The organism is Pseudomonas sp. NY15372, assembly GCF_048068215.1.
Lineage (GTDB): Bacteria > Pseudomonadota > Gammaproteobacteria > Pseudomonadales > Pseudomonadaceae > Aquipseudomonas > Aquipseudomonas guariconensis_A.
In genome coordinates this window covers 1-3,385 of the sequence record NZ_JBLUPY010000071.1, presented here as the reverse complement: position 1 = coordinate 3,385, position 3,385 = coordinate 1, and the positions used below count along the sequence as shown (strand labels likewise).

Annotated in this window: 1 protein-coding gene; it reads right to left on the bottom strand. The window is 56.0% G+C overall.

Features of this window, described 5'->3' with window-relative positions:
* On the bottom strand, nt 1–3,385 hold a 3,385-nt coding region (locus tag ACNFG0_RS22770; protein WP_416766510.1), incomplete at both ends, for an immunoglobulin-like domain-containing protein.

The following is a 3,385-nucleotide window of genomic DNA, read 5'->3' as shown; positions in this document are numbered from 1 at the left end:
CGCTGGTCTTGTCGACGGAGAGGGTCGCGACAACTTCGCTCTCGGTGTCGGTAATCTTGACCGTAGCGTCGTCGCCCAGTTGCAGGTTCTCGAATTGCTTACCGTCGACGCTTGCATCGGTGACGCCCAGTGAAACTTCACCCGCGTCTTTGAATACATCATCACCTTGAGCTGGCAGCGAATAATCGACTTCAGTCTTACCGGCCTGGATGACGACCTGCTGGTTGTTGCTCAGCGTGACCGTCACATCGTGATCGAGTTTTTCACTGATCCGGATGGTGAAGGTTGGCTGCTGATCTTCGGTCACATCGCCTTTGCTGACGATAGTGACTTCGAACTTGTCTCCCTCATTGCCAGTGCCAGGAGTGCCCGAACCTGGTTCGTCGGTGATCTTGGTCGAAACGGATTGATCGTCGAGGGTGAGTTTCTCGAACTTGTCGCCGCCTTCTACCGACTCAAGCTTGTTGGTAATGGTCGGCTGACCGCCGGTGAATACATCATCCGGTGCTTTGACGGTAATGGAGCCGCTGGCGCTGCCGGCTGGAATAGTGACTTCGGTGCCATCGGTCAGCTTGAACACCAGGCCGCCGTGACCGGTGACCGGCAATTTCTGCCCATTGCTCAGGGTCACGGTATAGGTGATTTGACCGCCTTCCGTAACGCTCGATTTATCCACAGACAGTGTGGCGGTGACTTCGCTGACGGTGTCGGTAATCTTGACCGTAGCGTCGTCGCCCAGTTGCAGGTTCTCGAATTGCTTACCGTCGACGCTCGCATCGGTGACGCCCAGTGAAACTTCACCCGCGTCTTTGAATACATCATCACCTTGAGCTGGCAGCGAATAGTCGACTTCAGTTTTGCCAGCTTGGATGACGACCTGCTGGTTGTTGCTCAGCGTGACCGTCACATCGTGATCGAGCTTCTCGCTGATCCTGATGGTGAAGGTTGGCTGCTGATCTTCGGTCACATCGCCTTTGCTGACGATGGTGACTTCGAACTTGTCGCCTTCATTGCCAGTGCCTGGAGTGCCCGAACCTGGTTCGTCGGTGATCTTGGTCGAAACGGATTGATCGTCGAGGGTGAGTTTCTCGAACTTGTCGCCGCCTTCTACCGACTCAAGCTTGTTGGTAATGGTCGGTTGGCCGCCGGTGAACACATCATCCGGGGCTTTAACGGTGACGGAGCCGCTGGCGCTGCCAGCCGGAATAGTGACTTCGGTACCATCGGTCAGTTTGAACACCAGGCCGCCGTGACCAGTGACTGGCAATTTCTGGCCGTTGCTCAGCGTGACGGTGTAGGTGATCTCGCCACCTTCAGCGACAGTGGATTTATCCACAGACAACGTGGCGGTTACTTCGCTGACGGTGTCGGTGATATTGACGACCGCCTTGCCGCCCAGCTGCAGATTTTCGAACTGCTTGCCCTGGACGGTCGCGTCGGTGACGCCCAGTTCGGCTTTGCCTGGGTCGGTGAAGACGTCATCGCCTTGAGCCGGCAGCGAATAATCGACTTCGGTTTTGCCTGCCTGGATGACGACCTGCTGGTTATTGCTCAGCGTAACGGTCACATCGTGATCGAGCTTCTCGCTGATCCGGATGGTGAAGGTTGGCTGCTGATCTTCAGTCACGTCGCCTTTGCTGACGATGGTGACTTCGAATTTGTCGCCTTCATTGCCAGTGCCAGGAGTGCCTGAGCCTGGCTCATCGGTGACATCAACTTTTACTTCACCTTGGTCCAGGGTCAATTTCTCGAAGTTGTCGCTGCCGGTAACGGTATCGAGCTTGTTGACGATTTCTGGTTGACCACCAGTGAACACATCGTCAGGGGCTTTGACGGTAACGGAGCCGCTGGCGCTGCCTGCCGGAATAGTGACTTCGGTGCCATCGGTCAGCTTGAACACCAGGCCGCCGTGACCAGTGACTGGCAATTTCTGGCCGTTGCTCAGCGTGACGGTGTAAGTAATTTCACCGCCTTCGGTGACGCTGGTCTTGTCGACGGAGAGGGTCGCGACAACTTCGCTCTCGGTGTCGGTAATCTTGACCGTAGCGTCGTCGCCCAGTTGCAGGTTCTCGAATTGCTTACCGTCGACGCCCGCATCGGTGACGCCCAGCGAAACTTCACCCGCGTCTTTGAATACATCATCACCTTGAGCCGGCAGCGAATAGTCGACTTCGGTTTTGCCTGCCTGGATAACGACCTGCTGATTGTTGCTCAGCGTAACGGTCACATCGTGATCGAGCTTCTCGCTGATCCGGATGGTGAAGGTTGGCTGCTGATCTTCAGTCACGTCGCCTTTGCTGACGATGGTGACTTCGAATTTGTCGCCTTCATTGCCAGTGCCAGGAGTGCCGGAACCTGGCTCATCGGTGATCTTGGTCGAAACGGATTGGTCGTCGAGCGTCAGTTTCTCGAATTTGTCGCCACCTTCTACCGACTCAAGCTTGTTGGTAATGGTCGGTTGACCACCAGTGAACACATCATCTGGTGCTTTAACGGTGACGGAGCCACTGGCGCTACCGGCTGGAATAGTGACTTCGGTGCCATCGGTCAGCTTGAACACCAAGCCACCGTGACCAGTGACCGGCAGCTTTTGGCCATTGCTGAGAGTGACGGTGTAAGTAATCTCGCCGCCTTCCGCGACAGTGGATTTATCCACAGACAACGTGGCGGTTACTTCGCTGACGGTGTCGGTAATCTTGACCGTAGCGTCGTCGCCCAGTTGCAGATTCTCGAATTGCTTACCGTCGACGCTCGCATCGGTGACCCCCAGCGAAACTTCACCCGCGTCTTTGAATACATCATCACCTTGAGCCGGCAGCGAATAGTCGACTTCGGTTTTGCCAGCCTGGATGACGACCTGCTGATTGTTGCTCAGCGTAACGGTCACATCGTGATCGAGCTTCTCGCTGATCCTGATGGTGAAGGTTGGCTGCTGATCTTCGGTCACATCGCCTTTGCTGACGATGGTGACTTCGAACTTGTCGCCTTCATTGCCAGTGCCTGGAGTGCCCGAACCTGGTTCGTCGGTGATCTTGGTCGAAACGGATTGATCGTCGAGGGTGAGTTTCTCGAACTTGTCGCCGCCTTCTACCGACTCAAGCTTGTTGGTAATGGTCGGCTGACCGCCGGTGAATACATCATCCGGTGCTTTGACGGTAATGGAGCCGCTGGCGCTGCCAGCCGGAATAGTGACCTCGGTGCCATCGGTCAGCTTGAACACCAGGCCACCGTGACCAGTGACTGGCAATTTCTGGCCGTTGCTCAGCGTGACGGTGTAAGTAATTTCACCGCCTTCGGTGACGCTGGTCTTGTCGACGGAGAGGGTCGCGACAACTTCGCTCTCGGTGTCGGTAATCTTGACCGTAGCGTCGTCGCCCAGTTGCAG